The sequence below is a fragment of the Micromonospora sp. SD12 genome (assembly GCF_052068495.1).
Classification (GTDB): Bacteria; Actinomycetota; Actinomycetes; order Mycobacteriales; family Micromonosporaceae; genus Micromonospora; species Micromonospora echinofusca.
The window spans coordinates 49,803-70,483 of record NZ_JBQHDF010000001.1; the positions used below are offsets into that span (position 1 = coordinate 49,803).

Sequence of the window (20,681 nt, forward strand, 5' to 3'; positions counted from 1 at the left end):
CCCGAGACATGCGCGAGGAACGGCGTACACCTCGTCGGTCGTGGGTCGGCGCCGTTGCGGGCCACCGATCCCACGACCGACGACCGGTCAGCGGGACGAGTGCGGGCCCTCGGCGAACTCTTCGACGATCCTGGCACAGAAGGCCGGCAGGTCGTCCGGCTTACGGCTACTGACCAGGTTGCCGTCCGTGACGACCTGCTCGTCGACCCAGGTGGCGCCGGCGTTCGTCAGGTCGGTGCGCAGGCTGGGCCAGGAGGTGACCCGGCGGCCCCGCACCACGTCCGCCTCGATGAGCGTCCACGGCCCGTGGCAGATCACCCCCACCGGCTTGCCGGCGTCGAAGAACGCCCGCACGAAGCGCACCGCGTCCGGATCGGCCCGCAGGAAGTCCGGGTTCGCGACCCCGCCGGGCAGCACCAGCGCGTCGTAGCCGCCGGCGTCCGCGTCGGCCGCGGTCACGTCCACGTCGTACGCCTTGGACTGGTCCAGGTGGTTGAAGGACCGGATCGTGCCGGGCTTGAGCGAGACCAGTTCCACCGTGGCGCCGGCCTGCTCCACCGCCTCGCGGGGCTGGACGTACTCGACCTCCTCGACGCCGTCGGCGGCCAGGAACGCGATCCGCTTGCCCTGAAGTGTCGTCGCTGCCATGTCGGTGTCTCTCCTCTCCGGGGTACCGTCCGTCCCTTCCCGGGGCCCGGTGCCCGAAACCCCGTCCCGGGGGCGGCAGGTGTGCGACCCGTCCCCGGTGGCGGCAGGTTTGGCCCGGATGCCCCGGGGGACCCGGGACGGCATGGCAGGAGGAGCAGCGGAACAGCGCCGGCTCGCCGCGGTGGTGGAGGGCTGGCTCGGGCGTCCCGTCCTGGTCGTCGGTGACGCCATGCTCGACGAGTGGCGGTTCGCCGAGTCCGACCGGCTCTGCCGGGAGGCGCCCGCCCCGGTCCTCACCCTGCGCCGGCGGATCTCCGCAGCCGGCGGGGCGGCGAACACCGCCGTCAACGTCGCCGCGCTCGGCGGTCGGGCGGTGCTGGTGGCGCCGGTGGGCGCCGACGTGGCCGGCGACGAACTGCACGACTGTCTGGACCGGGCTGGCGTCTGGGACCGTACGGTCGCCCAGCCGGGCCGGCCCACGCCGGTCAAGCGGCGCATGCTGGCGGGCAACCAGATCCTGCTCCGGGAGGACTCCGGCGACGCCGACGACGCGCTCGACGACGACGGGGTGGCCCGGCTGCTCACCGCGCTGGACTGCGCCACCGAGGAGCTGCGCGCCGCCGGCGGCGAGGCGCCCACCCTGGTGGTCTGCGACTACGGTCTGGGCGCGCTGTCCGCCGCCGTACGCGCCTGGCTGGTGACCCACCGGGAGCGGTACGCCACGGTGGCACTCGACGCCCACGACCTGGCGGACTGGCGCGGCCTGGCGCCGACCGTGGTGACCCCCAGCTTCGCCGAGGCGACCCGGCTGCTCGCCCGGGCCGCCGGAACCCGGCCGGCCCCCGGTGCCGGGCTGCACCTGGACCACCCCGACGGCGACCCGGCCGACGGCCCCTCCGAACTCACGGTGGGCGTCGCCCCGGGTGGCACCCTGGCGCACCACGCCGCCCACCGCCCCGGCCCGACGAACCCGACCGGTGAGCCGACGGCCGGTGAGGGCCGGGTGGCGATGACCGGCGACGGGCTCACCGTGACCGGCACCGGTGTCACCGTGAACGCCACGGCCGGCGAGGGGGTCGACCGGGCCGTCCTCGCCGAGTCCCGCCTCGCCGAGCTGCGCGCGCACACCGGCGCGGACGTGGTGGCGGTGACCCTGGACACCGAAGGCGCGGTGGTCGGTGGGGCGGACGGCGAGCCCCGACGCAGCCACAGCACCCCGGTGCCGGCCAGCCACGCGGTCGGGGCGGGCGACGCGTACCTGGCGGCGATGACGCTCGCGCTGGCCGCCGACGCGCCGCTGCCCACCGCCGCCCAGCTGGCCCAGCTCGCCGCCACCATCACCGTCTCGGACACCGGCACCTGCGTGTGCCGCCGGGAGGACCTGCTCGTGGCGCTGGACGCGCCGGTCGGACGGGCGGGCCACCGGGCGCTGGTCGGCACCGACGAGCTGGCGGCGATCGTCGCGGAGCATCGCCGGGCGGGCCGGGCCATCGTCTTCACCAACGGCTGCTTCGACGTGCTGCACCGGGGCCACGTGCGCTACCTGGAGCAGGCCCGCGCGCTCGGCGACCTGCTGGTGGTGGCGGTCAACTCCGACGGCAGCGTACGCCGGCTGAAGGGCCCGGACCGGCCGGTGAACCCGGTCGAGGACCGCATCGCCCTGCTCGCCGCGCTGGCCTGCGTCGACCACGTGGTGGTCTTCGAGGAGGACTCCCCGGCGGAGCTGATCGAGACGGTCCGCCCCGACGTGTACGTCAAGGGCGGCGACTACCCGCCGGAGATGGTGCCGGAGGCGCCGCTGGTGCGCCGGCTCGGCGGGCAGGTCCGCACCCTCGGGTACGTACCCGACCGGTCCACCTCGGCGATCATCGACCGGATCCGGGCGCACGCTCAGGAGCCGCAGGAGGAGGACACCTCCCTGACGCCCGAACCGTCGTGAACCGCCCGCTCGACCCCGGCACGGCCGACGGGTTCCGCGCGCCACGGCTGCTCGACGTGCTGATCCCGACCCGCAACCGCCCCGCCGAACTGGCGGTCACCCTCTCCGGGCTGGCCGCCCAGGAGGACGTACCCGGCTTCGGGGTGGTGGTCAGCGACCAGTCCGACGGCGACGCCGCGTACCGGCACCCGGCGGCGGCCACCCTGGTCCGGGCGCTGCGCCACCGGGGGCACCCCGTGCTGCTGACCCGCCGGCTGCCCCGGCGCGGGCTGGCCGAGCACCGGGCGTACCTGCTGGCCGCCTCCGCCGCCCGGTACGTGCTCTGCCTCGACGACGACGTCTGGCTGGAGCCGGGCGCGCTGCGCCGGCTGGTCACCGCCATCGACGAGCTGGGCTGTGGCTTCGTCGGCAACGCGGTACACGGGCTGTCGTACGCCGACGACGTCCGGCCGGAGACGCACCGGCACTACGAGGAGTGGACCGGCCCGCCCACCCCGGAGCGGATCCGCCCGGGCACCCCGCAGTGGGAACGGGCGTCGATCCACTCGGCCGCGAACCTGCTGCACGTCACCCGCCGGCTGGACCTGCCGGCGGGGGCCTGGCGGGCGTACCGGGTGTCCTGGATCGGCGGCTGCGTGCTCTACGACCGGCAGAAGCTGCTCGACTCCGGCGGGTTCGACTTCTGGCGGCGGGTGCACGAGAAGCACCAGGGCGAGGACGTCGCCGCGCAGCTCGCCGTGCTGGCGCGCTTCGGCGGCGCCGGCGTCCTGCCCAGCGGCGCATACCACCTGGAGTCGCCGACCACGGTCACCGAGCGCGACGTGGAGGCGTGGGAGGTCGTCCTCGCCGAGGAGGAGTCGACGCAACGGGCCTGAGACGGACGCGGGGGTCCGGCCGCGGCGGCGCCCGACAGACGCCGGCGCTCAGGGGGCGCCGGGTTCCGGGCGGAGCAGTTCCCGCGCCGCCTCCACGACCTCGACGACCGGCACGTCGGTGACGAAGGAGTCCCGGTGGGGGCACTCACCGTCGCCGGGACGGTGCGGGTAGATGCCCGGGGTGCAGTCCACCCCGCAGACCGGGCAGAGCACCGTCCACGAGCTGATCGGCCGGTGCCGGCCGCGCAGCAGGTTCGCCACCGTGATCAGGTTGCCGACCCAGTAGACGCCGACGGTCGCGGTGCCCACGGCGGCGGCCAGGTGCAGCGGGCCGGTGTCGTTGGAGACCACCAGCTCGCAGCCGGCGTAGCAACCGGCGAGCCCGCCGAGGCTGAGCGTGCCCACCTGCGGCCGGAGGGGCACCCCGGCCGCCCCGACCACCCGGTCCACCACCTCCTGCTCGGCGGGGGTGCCGGTGACCAGCACCTCGTACCCGTCGCCGACCAGCTCGCGGGCCACCTCCGCGAAGCGTTCGGCGGGCCAGCGCCGGCGGGTGTCCGTGGCGCCGGGGTGCAGCGCCACCCTGGGCCGCCGTGCCGGGCCGAGCACCTCGTCGGCCTCGGCCCGGTCGGCGTCGGTCACGGCCAAGGTCGGGACCATGGTGGTGGCGCCCGCCCCGACCAGTCCGGCCACCTCCAGGTAGCGGATCACCTCGTGCTGGTAGTAGACGTACCGGATCCAGCGGTCCAGCGGCGGCGCGTCCTCGGCGCGCAGCCCGGCGGTGACCCGCGCGCCGAGGGCGGCGACGAACGGGTTGGAGTTGGCGCCGCCGCCGTGCAGTTGCAACGCCAGATCGAAGCGTTCCCGGCGGGCCGCGGCGAGGAAGTCGTCCGGCGCCGACTCCGGCTCGCCCGGATCGGGGCCGCGGATCCCCGGCGCGGGCGGCACCACCAGCACGCGGTCCACCGGCCCGGGCCGGTCGCGCCAGAGCTTCGCGTGCCACGGCGCGCCGAGCAGCACGATCTCCGCCTTCGGGTACGCGGCCCGCAACGCGTCCAGCGCCGGCAGGACGAAGATGAAGTCACCGAGCGCGTTGGCGCGCAGCACGGCGATCCGCTCGACGTCGGGCACGCGCCCGGTCGCCGGGCCGAGCAGGTCCGGGGTGGCCACGCGGCTCGTTACGGCCGGTCGGTCTCGTCGAGGGCGATGTCCGGGCGGTGCATCTCCCGGTCCGCCGCCGGGTCGACGACGGTCGGCGTACCCCCGGCGGGGCCGGCGGACCGGGGCCCGGTGCGGCCGACGGTGATGGAGCGCGGCGCGGGCCGGGCGGCCCTGGGCAGTCGCACCCGGAGCAGGCCGTGGTCCATGACCGCGTCGATGGCGTCGGGGTCCACCCGGGACGGCAGGTCGACGCGGTACTCGAAGCCCCGGGTCTCGAAGCCGCCGGGGATGCCGTGGTCGGCGTTGACCTCGGCCTCGGAGCGGGCCCGGACACAGAGCTCGCGGTCGTCCAACTCGACCGCCACCTCCTCCGGCGCCACGCCGGGCAGCCGCACCACGACCTCCCAGCCTTCGGCGGTCTCGCTCAGCTCGACGTCCGACGACCCGGTCCGGCCGCCGACCAGCCGGCGCAGCTCCGACCGCAGCGACTGGAGTTCGCCCATCGGGTCCCAGCCCTGCTGCCGACCGCGCCAACTCCGGCCGGACCCGCCGCTCTGCTCGCTCATGACGCCCCTCCGCTGATGACTCGCTCGCTCAAGACGGCCCTCCCCCGCGCCCCGCCCCGCTCATCGGGCCTCGCCGATCCGCTGGGTGGCCGCCGGAGGCCTCAGCGAGCTGGGCGCGTCCAGTCCGGCCTCGCGGTCCACGCCGACACCGAGCCGGTCAACCAGTTCCCCGCCCAGCCAGGCGCTGACGCCGAGGATCGCCAGCGCGACCACCTCGATGGCGATCAGCGCGCCGCCGGCAGCCCGGGAGTCGGCGTTGAGCCGGACCACCCAGACCGCGGCGAAGAGCAGGATCACCGCCACGTTGGCGGCGGCGTGGGTCAGCGCCACCCGCTTCGCGCGGGTGCCCGACGGGATGGCCAGCAGGTCGAACGTCCCGGCCGCCGCGGCCAGCAGGCCGCCGATCAGGCCGACGGTGATGTTCCAGTAGGCGACCTCGCCGAGGAAGTCCGGCCCGCCCACGGTGTCCACCAGGTCGAACAGGACCGCCGTGACCAGCAGGCCGACCGGGAACATGACCAGCATCGGGTGGACGGGGTGACCCAGCACCTTGAGTCGGCTCTCCATCGGGCCTCCACTGCTCGGTCTCTCCGGGCGGGTCGGGTGAGGCGGTACCCCCGACCCGGAGGGACAAACCTCGCGCTGGTCGCGCTCTCCTAGGCTCATGGGCGGCGGGTACGCCGCCACCGGGGTCAACGCACGGGGGAGGATCACGTGACGGTGGAGATCACCTCGCACGAGGAACTGCGCGAGCTGCTGGGAACACCCATGCCGCGCGCGCTGACCAAGGAGCGGCCCGTCCTGCACCAACGGGACCGGGACTGGCTGGCCGCCTCACCGTTCTGCCTGGTGGCGACGGCGGGCGCGGACGGCAGCTGCGACGTCTCGCCGAAGGGCGACCCGCCCGGCTTCGCGCTGGTGCTGGACGAGCGGACCATCGCCATCCCGGAGCGGCCGGGCAACCGGCGCGCCGACGGCTACCGCAACATCCTGGACAACCCGCACGTCGGGTTGATCTTCCTGATTCCCGGGCGCACCGACACGCTGCGGATCAACGGCCGGGCCCGGTTGGTGCGCGACGCCCCGTGGTTCGACGACATGGTGGTCAAGGGGCACCGGCCGGTCCTCGCCGTGGTGGTGGAGATCGAGCAGATCTTCTACCACTGCGCGAAGGCGTTCCTGCGCTCCGAGCTGTGGCAGCCGGAGAGCTGGCAGCCGGACGTACTGCCGTCCCGGGCCCAGCTGATCAAGGAGGTCGAGAACCCGGCGGAGAGCCTGGCCGACCTGGAACGCCACTACGGCCCGCAATACGCCACCACCATCTACACCTGACGCCTCCCGCCAGGGGACGCCCTCCCCCACCTGGTGATCAGGACGCCATGGACGCTACCGGGCGCTTTTGCGTCCATGGCGTCCTGATCACCTCTGGCTGATGCGGTGGTGGGCGGCCTCTGGCGGGGGTGGGGTGGTGGGCGATGTGTGAGTGGGCGGCCGGGGCATTGCTAAAGGGTTCTTTATAAAGATAGCTTTAGGGTATGTCGCTACCCGAGGTGAAGCTCTCCGACCCCAAGGCCCTGCGCGGGTACGCGCACCCGCTGCGGATGGCGCTGATCGGGCTGCTGCGCCAGCAGGGCCCGATGACCGCGACCCAGGCTGCCGAGCGGCTCGGCGAGAGCGTGCCGAACTGCTCGTTCCACCTCCGGCAGCTCGCCAAGTACGGGCTCGCCGAACGGGTACCCGGCGCCGACGCCCGCGAGCGGCCCTGGCGGGCCACCGCCCTGAACACCTCCTGGGACGACGCCTCGGACGACCCGCAGACCCGCGCAGCCGTCGACGAACTGAGCGCCGTCCAGCTCGCCCTCTACGTCCGCAAGGCCGAGGAGTTCCTGTCCCGGCGCGCCGAGGAGTCGACGGCCTGGCGGGCGGTCACCGGTTTCGCCGACCGGCCGGTCTACGCCACGGTCGACGAGATGGCCGCGCTGAGGGCACGCATCGACGCCCTGCTCACCGAGTACGACGACCGGATCGCCGACCCCGCGAAGCGTCCCGCCGGCAGCCGGAAGGTCAGCCTCATCCACCTGGCGCTCCTCGCCGACCCGCCACCGGGTGCCCGCGACCTCGGTGAGCAGGAGGGCGACCGGTGAGCGGTCAGGCGACCGGCACCCCGGTTGCCGCCCCGCCCGGCGCTCCCGCCCGGCACGGCCCGCTGCCCCGGCTGCTGCGCGGGCGCGTGTTCCGTCGGTACTGGTCGGCGCAGACCGTCTCGTACTTCGGCGACGAGATCTCCACCCTGGCCCTGCCGCTGCTGGCCGTACTGGTCTTCGAGGCGACCCCGGCCGAGATGGGCTACCTGACCGCCGCCGCGCTCACCCCGAACCTGCTCTTCTCGCTGCTCGCCGGCGCCTGGGTCGACCGGTACCCGTACAAGCGCCGACTCATGATCCTGACGGACCTCGGGCGGGCGCTGCTGCTCACCGCCGTGCCGGTGGCGTACGTGCTGGACCTGCTGACGATGCCGCAGCTCTACCTGGTGGCCTTCGCGGTCGGCACGCTCGCCGTCATCTTCGAGGTCGCCCGGGGGCCGCTCTTCGTCTCCGTCGTCGGGCGCGCCGACTACGTCGAGGCGAACACCCTGATCAACGGCAGCCGGGCGATGTCGCTGGTGGCCGGGCCGAGCATCGGCGGCGTCCTGGTGCAGGTGCTCACCGCCCCGATCGCCCTGATCGCCGACGCGCTGTCGTACGTCGTGTCCGCGTACTTCCTGGTGCGGATCCGGCCGACGGAGCCGGCGCCCGCGCGCGGTGGCGGGCTGGCCCTCGGCGCCGGGCTGGGGTTCATCGCGCGGACGCCGATGATGCGCGCGCTCCTGCTCGGCACCACCACCGTCAACCTGTTCAACTTCATGTTCATCGCGCTCTTCGTGCTCTACGCGACGCAGGAACTCGGTCTCGCGCCCGGCCTGCTGGGCGCGGTGCTGGGCGCGAGCGCGGTGGGCGGCCTGATCGGCGCGGCGCTGACGGGCCGGCTGGTGCGCCGCTTCGGCGTCGGACCGACGCTGCTGGCCGGCTTCGTCCTCTTTCCCGCCCCCATGCTGCTCGTCCCCCTCGCCGACGGGCCCACACCGATGGTGGTCGGGATGCTCTTCGCCGCCGAGTTCCTCTCCGCCCTCGGGGTGATGCTGCTCGACATCACGGTCGGCTCGGTGCAGACCGCGCTGACCCCGGAGGCGCTGCTGGCCCGCGTGGCCGGGGCGCGGCGCACCGTCAACTACGGCATCCGGCCGATCGGCGCGCTGCTCGGCGGCGCGCTCGGCAGCACCCTCGGCGTACGGCCGGCGTTGTGGATCGCGACGGCGGGCGCGCTGGCCGGGGTGCTGTGGGTCGCCTTCTCGCCGGTACGCCGTTTACGCGGGCTCCCCGAACAGGCCGACTGAACGGCCCGGGTCGCGGTGCGCCGCAGGCCGTCCGATGTGGACGGGGGCTGGCCCGGTGATGGCGCGTCGCGGCAATGTCGGTAGGTCCGGCGATTGAGCGTCCCCGGCCGGGGTAGGAGTTTCGTTGACGATGACGGCTCTACCTGCCGAACGAGAAACGGTTCGACCTGACGAGGAGGATTACCCGTGACCACGAAGGTCGAGAAGTCCATCGAAGTACAGGTTCCGGTCAGCACCGCGTACAACCAGTGGACACAGTTCGAGGAGTTCCCCCGCTTCATGGGGGGCGTGCGTGAGGTCCGCCAGCTCGACGACAGGCGGATGCACTGGGTCGCCGAGATCGGTGGTGTCCAGCGCGAGTGGGACGCCAAGGTCCTGGAGCAGGTCCCCGACCAGAAGGTGGCCTGGGCGGCCACCGAGGGCGTGACCAACGCCGGCGCGGTCTACTTCCAGCCCGTCGACGCCGACCGCACCGTGGTGCGGCTGCACCTGGAGTACGAGCCCGAGGGCCTGCTCGAGAAGGCCGGCGACAAGCTCAACATCATCGAGCGTCAGGCCGAATCCGACCTGCGGAAGTTCAAGACGTACATCGAGGAGCGGGGCGTCGAGACCGGCGCCTGGCGCGGCTCGGTCGACAGCAGCCTCGGTGTCGGCACCCCGGGCGTCGAGCACGCCGCGGCCACCCGCGGTGACAGTGGCAGCGCCGGTGTGTCCGGCAAGGCCGTGGCGGCGGGCGCCGCCGTGGCCGGAGCCGCCGCGGCTGCCGGAGCCGCAACGGCGGCGAAGCGCCGCAGCGACGCCGACGACCGGCCGGCCACCACGACGACCGAGACGGAGTACGTGGTGACCGAGGTCGAGGTCGTGCCGGAGCCCGGCACCACCGGCTACCCGCACCGCACCCTCTGATCTCCCCGCACGCCTGCCCCTGTCAGCGGACGGCCCGGTTCCCGTGAACCGGGCCGTCCGCTCGTCGCGGGATCCGGTCGGATGGCGTCAGTGCGCGTCGGCGAGCACTGTCCAGAGGTGACCGTCCGGGTCGGCGAAGGTGCCCGTGTAGCCCCACGGCTGCGCAGCCGGCTCGACGACGACCTGCGCGCCGGCGGCCCGTGCCCGCCCGACGAGGTCGTCGACCTCGGCCGGCGACGCGGCCGGAAGGCTGACGAGGCACTCGCTCTGCCCGCGCCGGGCCACCTCGTGGTCGCCGATGACCCAGCCGAAGCCGCCGGTGGGCACCAGCATGACGCGCAGGCCGTCGTTGACGGCGTACTGGAGGGGCTCGGGGACGCCGTCCTCGGCCAGTTCGCCGACGGCCTCCAGGCCGAGCCCCTCCGAGTAGAAGCGGTACGAGGTGGGGCGATCGGCGATCGGCAGGGCGACGACGACGGGTGCGTACTGCATCAGGCTGCCTCCGGAAGGTGACGACTACGTACGGTCAGTGTGCGGGCCGTCGCGCGTAACTCCTGGTTGCCCCCGCCGTGGCGAGGGTGGATGTCAGGCGCGCCAACCGGCCGGGTTGGTGCAGGACTCGCGGGAGATGCCCGAGCCGCTCCCGGGCCGCCTCGACGAGCGCCCGGAACCGGGCCTCCTCCTCGACGCGCGGCACCCGTAGGCCATCCACCGGATCAGTCACGCCGGGAGGGTAGCGACCACGACCGACAAAGTCGTGGGCTGCCGACGTACGGCATGCCTCCTGCCTCCAGTCGCCGCCCGCATCGCGCGGTCGGGTCGGGCCCGCCCGGGTCAGCGACCGTCGGCGCGGGCGTGCCGGCCGCCCGCGACGGGCGCCGCCGGGACCGCGCCCTGCTGCGTGTGCCGGGCGGCCCGCTCGGAGACCAACTGGCCGAACAGCCCGCTAGGTCGGCCGCAGTCTCCGCACAGGAAGTTGTCATCGAGTCGCCCGCCGCCGCAGTGGTCGCAGCGACCCCGGTCGCGCGGGTCGTGGTACGCCCGCAACGCCTCCACCAGGGCGCGGGCGACCGGGGCGCTCAGCGCCAGCCGCGACTCGACGCCCCGCAGGCCGACGACCAGCTCACCCTGCGGCGCGGCGGCCGGATCGAGCGCGTCGACGCGGGCCACGAAGTCGCGGAGGGCCGCCAGGACGTCATCGGGTGCGGTCATGCGTCGACCGTACGACACGCGGCGCCGAGGTTCCGGACGACCGGTCGGGCAGGGGCTCGTCGCTACTGACGGCCACCCGTGTCCCGCTTCCTGGTCCCGACGTAGACCATCCACGGGAGCAGAGCGGTCGAGCCGATGAACAGGCTGACGTCGAGAGGGAGCTTTCCCGCCACCCACAGGAGCGGAGAGAGCGCCCAGATCAGGAAGCCTGCCGCGGCAAGGAGCCAGCCCTTTCGGGTCACCGGCATCCGCATCTCCCGATCATGCATCGCGGCACCGCCCGGGGCGGGCAGTGGGTAGGGAGTTCAACCGTCACGATCCTGGCCGTGCGTGGTTCGCTCGGCCTGGACCCATGAAATCGAAGAAGCCCAGGTCGTTGACCTGGGCTTCTTCACCGAGCCGCCTGACGGAATCGAACCGTCGACCTACGCATTACGAGTGCGTCGCTCTAGCCGACTGAGCTAAGGCGGCAACGATCGTCAAGTGTACGGCACGCCCCGCCCCACGGCCGAACGGGATCCCCATCCGGACATCCGGGCCCCGATCCGTCGTCCGCCGGACAGCGACCGCCGCCGCCCGGGACTACGCTGCGGCGGGTGAACGACGATCGCGCCCCCGACGTGGATCCGCAGGACGGCGCGGCGGTGAGCGCGCACGCGAGCGAGGCGGCCGGCGGGCGGGCGGCGCGTCGGCCGCGCGGCATCGACCCCCGGGAGCTGGGCTTCACGCCACGCAAGCCGGTGCCGTGGCTCGCGCCGTTCCTGCTGATCAGCACCGGCATCCGTACGCTGCTGGCGATGCTCTTCGGGGCGTACCTGGACAAGCGGGAGTTGCAGAACTCGCTCGACGCGGGCATCGCGCGGCAGGTCGGGCCGGACGGCGGCCTCTGGCTGGACTACGTGGCCGACCTGGGCGACGGCTTCAACGCCACCTACTCGGTGGCGTACCTGATCGCCCAGCCCGAGCTGGAGGTGGACGGGCACCGGCTGCCCCGCGCGCAGACCCTGGTGATGGGCGGCGACCAGGTCTACCCGTCGGCGGCCTTCGAGGCGTACGAGGACCGGTGCAAGGGGCCCTACCAGGCCGCGCTGCCGGTCACCCCGCCCGAGCGGCCCACGCTGTTCGCGGTTCCCGGCAACCACGACTGGTACGACGGCCTGACCGCCTTCCTGCGGCTCTTCGTCCGGTCCCGGGACCGGCACTTCGGCGGCTGGGGCACGGGCCAGTCCCGCTCGTACTTCGCGGTCGAACTGCCCGCCGACTGGTGGCTGCTCGGCCTCGACGACCAGTCCGGCTCGTACCTCGACGATCCGCAGCTCACCTACTTCGACCGGGTCGCCGAGCGGCTGGGCCCGCAGAGCCGGGTGATCCTGGCCGTGCCGGCGCCGACGTGGGTCAAGGCCGTCGACCACCCCACGGCGTACGACTCGATCGACTACTTCATCCGTACGATCGTCGCGCCCACCGGCGCCCAGGTGCGACTGCTGATCTCCGGTGACCTGCACCACTACGCCCGGTACGCCGGCCCGGACCGGCAGCTGATCACCTGCGGGGGCGGCGGCGCGTACCTCTACCCGACACACAAGCTCCCGGAGCGCATCGAGGTGCCGCCGCGCGACACCCTCGCCCGGCGGGCCAGTGCCTCCCACCCGTACGAGTTGGCCGGCCGCTACCCGGACGCCGCCCGCTCCCGGCGGTACGCCTGGGGCATCTTCCCCCGCCTGCCGATGCGCAACCCGGGCTTCACCACGCTGCTGGGCACCCTGCACACGCTGCTGATGCTGGCGACGGCCGGCGTCGCGAGCAACCCGGAGGGCACCGAGCAGCGACTGTTCAGCGTGCCGCTGATGGCGATGCTGATCGTCACGATGCTCGGCGCCGCGTTCTTCGCCAAGCCGCCCAGCTCCGGCGGCAAGCGGCACGCCCGGCACTGGATCCTCGGCGTGGGCCACGGCCTGGCCCAGATCGGGCTGGGCACCGTCGGCACCTGGGCCTGGCTGTCCCTGCCCTTCTACGACTGGCCGTGGCCGCTGCCGGCCGTCGCCGCGGCGGTGCTCTACGGTCCGGTGATCGGGCTGGTGTCGAGCCAGGTGGTGGCCGCGTACCTGCTGGTGGCGGGCGCGTTCGGGGTGAACGTCAACGAGCTCTTCGCGGGGCAGGGCATCGAGGACGCGAAGGCGTTCCTGCGGCTGCGCATCGACCCCGACGGCAGCCTGACGATCTACCCCATCGCCGTCGACCGGGTCGCCCGCGACTGGCAGGTCAACCCGGACCAGTCTGCCGAGGCTTCCTGGCTGGCCCCGGGGCAGCCGCTGCGCCCCCGCCTGGCCGAGCCGCCCACCACCCTCACCTGACGGGGAACGCCGCGGCCCGACCCGGCCGTCGCCCTGCCGCGCCGGCACTCGACTGCCATGGGCGGGGCGCGATCACCGCCGTCGGCGCCGACGTACGTCGGTCATCGCGCCGCACCCGCCGGACCTGTCTGGTCACGGCCTTCGTAGGCGCGGCGGGAACCGCAGACGTCGGCGCGGGAGCACATGGAGCGCGAGCCGTCGGCGTCCAGGCGGACGGTCACGGCGTCTCTCGGGACGCTGTGGCCGACCACGCGGCCGTCCCCCTCCGGCGTGGTGACGCGGGCGCCGACCGCCGGGGCGGACTCCTGGAACTTGGCGTACAGGGGATGTTCGTACTTGAGGCAGCACATGAGCCGGCCGCACGCGCCGGAGATGCGCAGCGGGTTGAGCGGCAGGTCCTGGTCCTTCGCCATCCGGATGGTGACCGGCTCGAAGTCGGTGAGGAAGGTGGCGCAGCAGAGGTCCCGGCCGCAGGAGCCGATGCCGCCCTGCACCCGCGCCGAGTCCCGGGCGGAGAGCTGGCGCAGCTCGACCCGGCAGTGCAGGGTCGCGCCGAGGTCCCGCACCAGCGCGCGGAAGTCCACCCGGTGCGGGGCCGTAAAATAGATGGTGCTCCGCTCGCCGCCGCCCTCGGCGGCCCCGAGGACGTGGTCGATCGCGACCACCTTCATCGGCAGGGTGTGCTCACGGATCAGCCGCTTCGCCGCGACCTTGGCCTCGGCCTTGCGGCGGCGCACCGTCTCGTCGCGGCGCAGGTCGTCCTCACCGGCCAGGCCGGCCAGCCGGGGAAAGCCGTCGGTCTCCTCGGTGACCCACTGCGCCGCCCAGACGCACTCGGCCACCTCCGGCCCGTCGTCGGTCGGCACCAGCACCTTGTCGCCGACCTGTGGCCGCAGCTCGCCCGGGTCCAGGTAGTAGAGGCGCCCGTACCGCTGGAAGCTGACCGCGCAGAGCATGCCCATGTCTGACACCCTACGACGCGCGGGCCGGGGCTGCCCGGCCGGCCGTCGCGGCCCGACTACGGTGCGCAGCCATCCACGACCGCCGAATCGGCGCGGTGCGGCGCGCGTCGTGCCGGCGCAACCGGCACCCCGGCCCGGCGCGCGGACGCGCTGCCTGGCGAGCACGCCGGCAGCGGGGCGTCACCAGCCGACGCGGGTCGGGGTGTCGTAGCGGGGGCGTTCGGCGACCGGCTCGCGCCAGCGGGACTCGGCGAGGCTCGGCGCCCACTGACGCAGCAGGGTCTCGGCCCCGTCGTACGCGACGCAGAGCACCGCCAGCACCCGCGCGGCGATCTCGGCGGCCTCCGTCCCGCCCGGCCCCGCCGCCCCCGGCGCGCGGGTCGGCACCGACGTCGCGGCGACCACGGTCACCGCCTCGGCGCAGCGCAGGACGTCGGCCAGCGCCCGGGCCAGTGCGAGCCGGCTGCCCTCCACCCAGTCGGCGAGCGCGTCGGCGTAGCCGGCCGTCGACTCCAGGCGGCCGACCAGGCTCTCCGGCCCCTCGTCGAGGTGGCGCAGCAGGGCCGCCCGGGCCTGCCCGTACGACGACGCGGCCGGACCGGACCAGAGGACCGGGTCGGTCAGCGCGGCGGAGGCCTCGTCGTAGCCCCGCACCAGGCGGCGGGCGGTGTGGCCGGCGGTGGCCAGCGGCGCCGGATGCAGGTCGAGGAAGTTCCGGACGGCCTCGCCGGGAAGCACCTGCATCCGGCGCAGCAGCGGCCACACGCGGTGCCCCTCGGGCGCCCCGACGGCGAGCAGCGTGTCGACCCGGCGGAGCAGGTCGAGGCCGGGCTCGGCGAGGCGGTCCAGCGCGTCCATCACGCCTCCCCGGTCAGCCGGTAGCGCGCGGCGCGGTCGACGTCGGCGTAGTGGTCGGCGGCGGCCCGCACCGCCGCCGCGACGGCGGCCAGCCGTTGGGCGGCGACGTGGGCCTCCCGGGCCCGGTCGCCGGTCGCGGCGGTCCACTGCCGGTGCAGGGCCCGCCCGATCTCCCCGGGCCGGCCGGTGGCGTCGGCGCCGAACGCGGTCTGGGCCGGGTCGCCTGCGGTGACCGTGCGGGAGACGGTGGTCATGGTCTCGCTCGCCTCGTCGAGCCGGGCGGCGAGGGCGCGCAGGCTGTCCATCTCAGGCTCCCGCCAGCGGCCGGTAGGCGGCGAAGGTCTCGTTGTGCAGCTTCTCCCGGGCCCACTGGGCCGCGTCGGCCGCCGCCGTGACCGCCGCCTGCACCGAACCGGCGACGTCGCGCGGGTTGCGGGAGTGCAGCGGGCCGAGAAAGCGCACGTCGGTGATCCGCCCGCCGGCGGTGACCACCACCTCGACCAGCCCGTCGGGCGATCGGACGGTGACCTCGACGGTCGACACCGCCTGGTCGAACTCGGCCTGGAGGGACTCGATCCGGCGGTAGCGCCGCACCGCCTCCTCGATCCAGGCCTCGTCGATCTCCCCCCGCGGCATCGGCGGACTCCTCCCGGAACAGGGAATCACTGTGCGTGCCGCCACGGTCACCACGGCACACCGGACCGTACCGCACAGCAATCGCGCCTGTCGATGCCTGTGGACGGCCGGTCCGGCTGGCGGGACCCGATCCGCGCGGGACCGTCCGCGCGGCCGGCGGGCTCAGCCCTTCCAGAGCGAGAGCATCATCGCCTCGACGGCGATGCGGGGCTTCACGTTGGCCTCGATCGCCGCCCGGCACTCCAGCACCGCCTCCAGGCGGCGCAGCGTCCCCTCGGCGTCCCATTTCTGGGCGCCCGCCCCGGCCAGCGCGGCGGTGTCGGTGTGCACCGGCGCCACGGGGGCGCGCAGCGCCATGGTGAGCGCGTCGCGGTAGAAGCCGGCCAGGTCGACCAACGCTCGGTCCAGCGCGTCCCGCTGCGCCCGGGTGGCCCGGGACCGCTGCCGCTTCTCCAGGTCCTTCAGCTGCCCGGCGGCGCCCCGGATCGCGCCGGCCGCCCCCCGCCCGGTGCCGCCGGCGCCGAGCGCGGTCTCCAGCGCCGCCCGCTCGGCCGCGTCTGCCTCCGCCACGGACGCCTCGGCCTCCGCCTCGGCCGCCTCGATCAGTGCCGACGCCGCGTCGAACGCGGCGCCCACGCCGGTCAGCCGGCGCGGCACCGCGAGCACGGCCTCCCGGCGCTTGCGCGCCTCCGGGTCGCGGGCCAGCCGCCGGGCCCGCCCCACGTGCCCCTGCGCGGCCGCCGCCGCCCACCGCGCCACGTCGGGCGTGACCCCGTCGCGGCGGACCAGCACCTCGGCCACCGCGTCGGGCGAGGGCTGCCCCAGCGGTACGACCCGGCAGCGCGACCGGATGGTCACGGAGATGTCCTCGGGGTGGGTGGACGGGGCGCAGAGCAGGAAGACCGTCCGCGGCGGCGGCTCCTCGATGGCCTTGAGCAGCGCGTTGCCGGCCGCCTCGGTGAGCCGGTCCGCGTCCTCGATGACCACCACCTGCCAGCGCCCGCCCGACGGGGTGCTGGCGGCGCGCAGCACCAGCGCCCGCATCTCGTTGACGCCGATGGAGAGCCCCTCCGGCACCACCATCCGGACGTCGGCGTGGGTGCCCGTCATCGTGGTGTGGCAGCCGGGGCACGCGCCGCAGCCGGTGCCGTACGCGCACTGGAGGGCGGCGGCGAAGGCCCGCGCCGCCACCGACCGGCCCGACCCGGGCGGCCCGGTGAAGATCCAGGCGTGCGTCATCCCCGCCCCCGCGTCGACGGCGACCGCCGCCTGCGCGTCGGCGGACTCCTCGGCGAGCGCGTCGGGCCCGTCGGCGTCGGTCGTGGGCACGACGGCGGCGGCGCGCAGCACGGCGGACGCCGCGGCGGCGGCGCGCAGCACGGCGGACGCCGCGGCGGCGGCGCGGCGCAGCGTGTCGACCGCCTCGTCCTGCCCGACCAGGTCGGCGAAGACGTCGGGCATCAGGTCCGGTGCTCCATCGGTACCAGCTCCGATTCGGATAACTCCGGCTGCACCGAGGTGTCCGGCCCGTGCGCGGGGCGCGGGTGCACGATGCCGCCGGGGGTGCCGAACATCTCCTCGATCCGCCGGGCCACCTGCCCGGCAGTCTCCTCGACCGGGCGGGATGCGTCGAGCACGAGGTAGCGCTTCGGGTCGGCGGCGGCGAGGTCGAGGAAGGCGTACCGGACCCGCTCGTGGAAGGCGACGGACTCGGCCTCCAGGCGGTCGGCCGCCTCGGCGCGGGCCGCCACCCGGGCCAGGCCGGTGCGCGGGTCGACGTCCAGCAGCACCACCAGGTCGGGCTTGAGCCCGCCGGTGGCCCAGGACGAGAGCCAGGAGACCTCGTCGACGGGGAGCGTGCGCCCCGCCCCCTGGTACGCCAGGGACGAGTCGACGTACCGGTCGCTGATCACCACCGCGCCCCGGACGAGCGCCGGCCGGACGACGGTGGCGACGTGGTGCGCCCGGTCGGCGGCGTAGAGCAGCGCCTCGGCGCGCGGCGACGGCCCGTCGGAGCCGGGCGCGCCGAGCAGCAGCGACCGGATCCGCTCGCCGACGGCGGTGGCCCCCGGCTCGCGGGTCACCACCACGTCGCGCCCCTGCCCGCGCAGCCGCTCGGCGAGCGCGGCGAGCTGGGTGGACTTGCCGGCGCCCTCGCCGCCCTCGAAGACCACGAAGAGGCCGGCGGAGACGAACGGCTCGGCCGGCATCAGCGGGCGGCCCCGGATCGAGCCCCAGAGGTCGGCCAGGACGGGCACGCCCTTCTTGTCGTCCATCTGCCCGAACGCGCTGATCCCGGCGAAGATGCCGGCGGCACCGGCGGCGAGCAGCAGCAGTCGGGTGGACGAGATCGACACGCCCAGGTCGGCCAGCTCCAGCCGGCGCGAGCCGCCGACGCCGGCGAGCAGGCTGCTGAGGCCGATCGCGAGGATCAGCACCAGCCGGGTGCCGATCTGCACCACCGCGAAGACCCGGCCGCGTACCTCGTCGGCGATCTCGCCACCGAGCAGGGTGGTGCCGGAGAGGAAGGCCATGCCGGCGCCCGCGCCGACGAGGATCGCGCCGACCATCGCCATGGAGAGGTGGATGGCGAAGGCCAGGGCCATCACCGAGGCGCTGGCCAGCACGATGCTCATGCCGAACCAGCGCCGCCGGGACATGTCCTTGACGATCATCGGGCCGAGCCCGATGCCGAGCGCGAGGCCGACGAAGATGGCGCCGAAGAGCAGGTAGAAGGCGGCGTCGCCGGCACCGAGCGAGATGGCGAAGAACTTGGCGGTGCCGATCACGATGCCGCCGCCGGCGAACGCGCCGAAGATGCCGAGCACCAGGCCGCGGACCAGCGGGGTCTGGCCGATGTAGCGCCAGCCCTCCTTGAACTGGCGCAGCATGCTCTGCTCGCCCCCGCCCCGCTCGGCGGCCTGCCCCTGGCTGATCTCCTTGATGCCGTACGCCACCACCAGCGCGGTTGCCAGCCGGGAGAACGCGTTGAACCAGAGCGCCAGATTGGCCGGCGCGGCCCAGTCCGGCGCCGCGCCCCCGGTGGCCCCCCGCACGATCGCGTCGAGCGCGGCGAGGATCAGCGCGGCGAGGACCGGGGTGAGGCCGTACGTGGTGATCAGCGTGAGCTGGTTGGCGGCCTCCAGCCGGGCGCGCGGGATCAGGTTGGGGACCGCGGCCTCCTTGGCCGGGATCCACAGCAGCGTGAGCGACTCGATCAGGAAGGTGGCGACAGCCGCCCAGGCGACCACCGCCCCGCCGGAGGCGCCGAGCAGCGCGACCAGCGGGATCGAGGCGAAGAGCAGGAACCGCAGCACGTCGCAGATGACCATCGTCCAGCGCCGGTCGAAGCGGTCGGCCAGCACGCCGGCGATCGGGCCGAGCACCAGCGCCGGCAGCAGCCGGATGGCGATCACGCCACCGAAGGCGGCGCCCTTGGCGGTGCTCCCCTCGACCTGGGAGGCGGCGAAGACGCTGGTGGCGAGCAGGCCGAACCAGTCGCCGAAGGAGGCCGCGCCGAGCACGATCCAGAGCCGGCGGAACGGGGTGATCCGCAGCACCGAGCGGATGCCCGCGTAGCCGGACAGGTCGGCAGCGGGCTTCTCGGCGGCGCCGGGCGGGTCGGCAGCGGGTTTCTCGGCGGCGCCGGGCGGGTTCGGGGACGGCGACACGCCGGGCGACTCGCCGTTGAACTGGCTTTCGATGGCCGTACCTCCACGTGCCGGCCCATCGCTGGGCAGTCCCGGTGGAACACTCTAGACCCGGCGGGGACCCGCCCCGCCGCGACATTCTCCTGTTCGCCGAGCCTAGGCCGCCGCGACCACCGCCCGCAGCCCGGACAGAAGCGAGGGTGTTTCGCATTTCCTCCCAGACAGTTAGCGTGCACACGTGGCCATCGAAAGCGACAAAGTTCGTGAGCGCCTCGACCGGGCGACCGCGCACCTCGACCCGCCGTACGCCGTCGTCGACCTCGCGGCCTTCGACCGCAACGCCGCCGCGCTGGCCGACCGCGCCGCCGGCAAGCCGGTCCGGATCGCCAGCAAGTCGGTCCGCGCCCGGGACCTGATCGGCCGGGCGCTGGCGCGACCCGGCTGGGCAGGCGTGATGGCCTTCACCCTGCCCGAGGCGAGCTGGCTGGTCCGCACCGGCGTGACCGACGACGCGCTGGTGGCGTACCCCACGGTCGACCGGGGGGCGCTCGCCGCGCTCGCCGCCGACCCGGCGCTCGCCGCCGCCGTCACGCTGATGATCGACGGCACCGACCAGCTCGACCTCGTCGACGCCGTGTGCCCGCCCGGCCGCCGCCCCGAGCTGCGGGTCTGCCTCGACCTGGACGCCTCCTGGCGACCGCTGGGCGGGCGGGTGCACGTCGGGGTGCGCCGCTCACCGGTGCACAGCGCCCGGGCGGCCGGCGCGCTCGCCGCCACCGTCGCGGCGCGCGCGGGCTTCCGGCTGGTCGGGCTGATGGCGTACGAGGCACAGATCGCCGGCCTCGGCGACGCGCCGCCCGGGCGGGCGGTGCTCGGCTCCGCGATCCGGCTGGCCCAGCGCGGGTCGTACCGCGAGTTGCTGGCCCGCCGGGGCGCGGCGGTGGCCGCCGTACGCGAACACGCCGACCTGGAGTTCGTCAACGGCGGCGGCACCGGCAGCGTGGCCGCGACCAGCGCCGATCCCGCGGTCACCGAGGTCACCGCGGGATCGGGCCTGTACGGGCCGACGCTGTTCGACGCGTACCGCGCCTGGCGCCCCACCCCGGCGGCGGCCTTCGCCTGCGCGGTGGTGCGCCGCCCGGGGCCCGGCCTCGCCACCGTGCTCGGCGGCGGCTGGATCGCCTCCGGCCCCGCCGAGGACAGCCGGCTGCCCCGGCCGTGGCTGCCGGAGGGCCTGAAGTTGATCGGCACCGAGGGGGCCGGCGAGGTTCAGACCCCGCTGGCCGGCACGGCGGCCGGCGCCCTGCGGGTCGGCGACCGGGTCTGGTTCCGGCACGCGAAGGCCGGCGAGTTGTGCGAGCACGTCAACGAGTTGCACCTGGTCGACGGCGACACGGTCGTGGCCACGGTGCCCACCTACCGGGGTGAGGGCCACGCCTTCCTCTGATCCGCCGGCCCGGCGCGTCCCGGACCGCTCGCGC

General features: G+C 74.8%; 19 protein-coding genes, 1 tRNA gene and 1 pseudogene. 8 read left to right on the forward strand and 13 right to left on the reverse strand.

What is annotated here, in order from left to right:
- Nucleotides 1-87 precede the first annotated feature (87 nt).
- Nucleotides 88-648 carry a type 1 glutamine amidotransferase domain-containing protein gene (locus ACTMS2_RS00260; protein ID WP_441173490.1) on the reverse strand — a complete coding sequence of 187 codons (561 nt, stop codon included), beginning with the start codon at nt 646-648 and terminating at the stop codon, nt 88-90.
- Nucleotides 649-790: 142 nt separating this feature from the next.
- Here ACTMS2_RS00260 and rfaE2 point away from each other — a divergent pair, with 142 nt between their 5' ends.
- Together rfaE2 and ACTMS2_RS00270 are read left to right on the forward strand one after the other, a co-directional pair.
- Nucleotides 791-2,587: a D-glycero-beta-D-manno-heptose 1-phosphate adenylyltransferase gene (gene rfaE2, locus ACTMS2_RS00265; RefSeq protein ID WP_441174056.1), complete on the forward strand. Its 1,797-nt coding sequence runs from the start codon at nt 791-793 to the stop codon at nt 2,585-2,587.
- Entirely contained in the window at nt 2,584-3,462 is an 879-nt protein-coding gene (locus ACTMS2_RS00270) for a glycosyltransferase (protein ID WP_441173491.1), read from the forward strand. The genes rfaE2 and ACTMS2_RS00270 overlap by 4 nt, the downstream gene beginning before the upstream one ends.
- A gap of 48 nt (nt 3,463-3,510) precedes the next feature.
- Here the strand turns inward: ACTMS2_RS00270 and ACTMS2_RS00275 are convergent, their stop codons facing one another.
- Genes ACTMS2_RS00275 through ACTMS2_RS00285 form a run of 3 tightly spaced genes read right to left on the reverse strand, consistent with a single transcriptional unit; the run spans nt 3,511 to nt 5,756 of the window.
- Nucleotides 3,511-4,632, reverse strand: coding sequence for a glycosyltransferase family 9 protein (locus ACTMS2_RS00275; protein ID WP_441173492.1), 1,122 nt, complete (start codon nt 4,630-4,632; stop codon nt 3,511-3,513).
- An 8-nt stretch (nt 4,633-4,640) separates the two neighbouring features.
- Nucleotides 4,641-5,189, reverse strand: coding sequence for an Hsp20/alpha crystallin family protein (locus ACTMS2_RS00280; RefSeq protein ID WP_441173493.1), 549 nt, complete (start codon nt 5,187-5,189; stop codon nt 4,641-4,643).
- Between the two features lie 60 nt (nt 5,190-5,249).
- Entirely contained in the window at nt 5,250-5,756 is a 507-nt protein-coding gene (locus ACTMS2_RS00285; protein WP_441173494.1) for a DUF2231 domain-containing protein, read from the reverse strand.
- 147 nt (nt 5,757-5,903) lie between these two features.
- On the opposite strand from ACTMS2_RS00285, the gene ACTMS2_RS00290 reads away from it, so the two are divergent.
- From ACTMS2_RS00290 to ACTMS2_RS00305, 4 genes and pseudogenes are all read left to right on the forward strand, one after another.
- Nucleotides 5,904-6,521, forward strand: a complete 618-nt coding sequence (locus ACTMS2_RS00290; protein ID WP_441173495.1) for a pyridoxamine 5'-phosphate oxidase family protein — start codon at nt 5,904-5,906, stop codon at nt 6,519-6,521.
- A 203-nt stretch (nt 6,522-6,724) separates the two neighbouring features.
- Entirely contained in the window at nt 6,725-7,333 is a 609-nt protein-coding gene (locus tag ACTMS2_RS00295) for a winged helix-turn-helix domain-containing protein (RefSeq protein ID WP_441173496.1), read from the forward strand.
- On the forward strand, nt 7,330-8,622 hold the full coding sequence (locus ACTMS2_RS00300; protein ID WP_441173497.1) for an MFS transporter: 1,293 nt from the start codon (nt 7,330-7,332) through the stop codon (nt 8,620-8,622). The genes ACTMS2_RS00295 and ACTMS2_RS00300 overlap by 4 nt, the downstream gene beginning before the upstream one ends.
- 186 nt (nt 8,623-8,808) lie before the next feature.
- Nucleotides 8,809-9,258, forward strand: a pseudogene (locus ACTMS2_RS00305) (SRPBCC family protein); the annotation flags it as partial.
- 357 nt (nt 9,259-9,615) lie between these two features.
- Here ACTMS2_RS00305 and ACTMS2_RS00310 read toward each other — a convergent pair.
- The 3 genes from ACTMS2_RS00310 to ACTMS2_RS00320 all read right to left on the reverse strand — a co-directional run bounded on the left by ACTMS2_RS00310 (nt 9,616) and on the right by ACTMS2_RS00320 (nt 11,211).
- Nucleotides 9,616-10,020, reverse strand: coding sequence for a VOC family protein (locus ACTMS2_RS00310; protein ID WP_441173498.1), 405 nt, complete (start codon nt 10,018-10,020; stop codon nt 9,616-9,618).
- Between the two features lie 342 nt (nt 10,021-10,362).
- The gene (locus ACTMS2_RS00315) at nt 10,363-10,740 is read right to left on the reverse strand and encodes a hypothetical protein (RefSeq protein ID WP_441173499.1); all 378 of its coding nucleotides are present in this window, start codon (nt 10,738-10,740) and stop codon (nt 10,363-10,365) included.
- Between the two features lie 397 nt (nt 10,741-11,137).
- A tRNA-Thr gene (locus ACTMS2_RS00320) sits at nt 11,138-11,211 on the reverse strand.
- Nucleotides 11,212-11,360: 149 nt separating this feature from the next.
- Here ACTMS2_RS00320 and ACTMS2_RS00325 point away from each other — a divergent pair.
- Nucleotides 11,361-13,094, forward strand: coding sequence for a metallophosphoesterase family protein (locus tag ACTMS2_RS00325; protein WP_441174057.1), 1,734 nt, complete (start codon nt 11,361-11,363; stop codon nt 13,092-13,094).
- Between the two features lie 101 nt (nt 13,095-13,195).
- On the opposite strand, the gene ACTMS2_RS00330 is transcribed toward ACTMS2_RS00325, so the two are convergent.
- The 6 genes from ACTMS2_RS00330 to tmk form a co-directional block, all read right to left on the reverse strand.
- Entirely contained in the window at nt 13,196-14,056 is an 861-nt protein-coding gene (locus ACTMS2_RS00330) for a PSP1 domain-containing protein (RefSeq protein ID WP_441173500.1), read from the reverse strand.
- Nucleotides 14,057-14,236: 180 nt separating this feature from the next.
- Nucleotides 14,237-14,914, reverse strand: coding sequence for a hypothetical protein (locus ACTMS2_RS00335; protein ID WP_101415370.1), 678 nt, complete (start codon nt 14,912-14,914; stop codon nt 14,237-14,239).
- The gene (locus ACTMS2_RS00340; RefSeq protein WP_441173501.1) at nt 14,914-15,219 is read right to left on the reverse strand and encodes a hypothetical protein; all 306 of its coding nucleotides are present in this window, start codon (nt 15,217-15,219) and stop codon (nt 14,914-14,916) included. Before ACTMS2_RS00340 ends, ACTMS2_RS00335 begins: the two co-directional genes overlap by 1 nt.
- Nucleotide 15,220: 1 nt before the next feature.
- Nucleotides 15,221-15,550, reverse strand: coding sequence for a YbaB/EbfC family nucleoid-associated protein (locus tag ACTMS2_RS00345; protein WP_101413819.1), 330 nt, complete (start codon nt 15,548-15,550; stop codon nt 15,221-15,223).
- Nucleotides 15,551-15,712: 162 nt separating this feature from the next.
- Entirely contained in the window at nt 15,713-17,011 is a 1,299-nt protein-coding gene (locus ACTMS2_RS00350) for a DNA polymerase III subunit delta' (RefSeq protein ID WP_441173502.1), read from the reverse strand.
- Nucleotides 17,011-19,290 carry a dTMP kinase gene (gene tmk / locus ACTMS2_RS00355; RefSeq protein WP_441174059.1) on the reverse strand — a complete coding sequence of 760 codons (2,280 nt, stop codon included), beginning with the start codon at nt 19,288-19,290 and terminating at the stop codon, nt 17,011-17,013. The genes ACTMS2_RS00350 and tmk overlap by 1 nt, the downstream gene beginning before the upstream one ends.
- 148 nt (nt 19,291-19,438) lie before the next feature.
- On the opposite strand from tmk, the gene ACTMS2_RS00360 reads away from it, so the two are divergent.
- Nucleotides 19,439-20,647: an alanine racemase gene (locus ACTMS2_RS00360; protein WP_441173503.1), complete on the forward strand. Its 1,209-nt coding sequence runs from the start codon at nt 19,439-19,441 to the stop codon at nt 20,645-20,647.
- Nucleotides 20,648-20,681 lie beyond the last annotated feature (34 nt).

Coding starts and splice junctions, on each gene's coding strand:
- ACTMS2_RS00260 (WP_441173490.1), bottom strand. CDS start 648: ATGGCAGCGACGACACTTCAGGGCAAGCGGATCGCGTTCCTGGCCGCC.
- rfaE2 (WP_441174056.1), top strand. CDS start 791: ATGGCAGGAGGAGCAGCGGAACAGCGCCGGCTCGCCGCGGTGGTGGAG.
- ACTMS2_RS00280 (WP_441173493.1), bottom strand. CDS start 5,189: ATGAGCGAGCAGAGCGGCGGGTCCGGCCGGAGTTGGCGCGGTCGGCAG.
- ACTMS2_RS00285 (WP_441173494.1), bottom strand. CDS start 5,756: ATGGAGAGCCGACTCAAGGTGCTGGGTCACCCCGTCCACCCGATGCTG.
- ACTMS2_RS00295 (WP_441173496.1), top strand. CDS start 6,725: ATGTCGCTACCCGAGGTGAAGCTCTCCGACCCCAAGGCCCTGCGCGGG.
- ACTMS2_RS00310 (WP_441173498.1), bottom strand. CDS start 10,020: ATGCAGTACGCACCCGTCGTCGTCGCCCTGCCGATCGCCGATCGCCCC.
- ACTMS2_RS00315 (WP_441173499.1), bottom strand. CDS start 10,740: ATGACCGCACCCGATGACGTCCTGGCGGCCCTCCGCGACTTCGTGGCC.
- ACTMS2_RS00330 (WP_441173500.1), bottom strand. CDS start 14,056: ATGGGCATGCTCTGCGCGGTCAGCTTCCAGCGGTACGGGCGCCTCTAC.
- ACTMS2_RS00335 (WP_101415370.1), bottom strand. CDS start 14,914: ATGGACGCGCTGGACCGCCTCGCCGAGCCCGGCCTCGACCTGCTCCGC.
- ACTMS2_RS00340 (WP_441173501.1), bottom strand. CDS start 15,219: ATGGACAGCCTGCGCGCCCTCGCCGCCCGGCTCGACGAGGCGAGCGAG.
- ACTMS2_RS00345 (WP_101413819.1), bottom strand. CDS start 15,550: ATGCCGCGGGGGGAGATCGACGAGGCCTGGATCGAGGAGGCGGTGCGG.
- ACTMS2_RS00350 (WP_441173502.1), bottom strand. CDS start 17,011: ATGCCCGACGTCTTCGCCGACCTGGTCGGGCAGGACGAGGCGGTCGAC.